The sequence below is a fragment of the Stenotrophomonas sp. GbtcB23 genome (assembly GCF_019091045.1).
GTDB lineage: Bacteria > Pseudomonadota > Gammaproteobacteria > Xanthomonadales > Xanthomonadaceae > Stenotrophomonas > Stenotrophomonas rhizophila_A.
The window spans coordinates 1-322 of the sequence record NZ_JAGXKC010000292.1; the positions used below are offsets into that span (position 1 = coordinate 1).

The 322-nt window shown below is 67.1% G+C and carries 1 pseudogene; it reads left to right on the forward strand.

The features are described 5' to 3' along the window. Nucleotides 1–65: 65 nt before the first annotated feature. Nucleotides 66–322 (forward strand): annotated as a pseudogene (locus KVS69_RS19165) (autotransporter outer membrane beta-barrel domain-containing protein); the annotation flags it as partial.

Genomic DNA, 322 nt, shown 5'->3' on the forward strand with positions numbered 1-322 from the left:
ACCTCCACTACAGCCGAGTCACCGTTGGCGAGGATGCCCCCGAGTCCGTCCCGACGGACTGCATCATGATGATCGTCAGCACCGCCGGCGCCCGGGTGTCGCTGGATGCCTCGTCCCTCCGCGTGGTGGACAGGCCGGACCACCCGAATTACGCCACGGGCATCGGCATTCGCCACGGCGCGGGCGTGGTGGAACTGCTGATCGGCTCGCACATCGATGCGGGCAACGTCGGGGTGATGCTTCACGACACCCGTGGCGACGTCCGCTTGATCGTCGAGGATTCGTCGATCCTTTCCCGCCGCGGTGCGGCGATCGAGGTCCT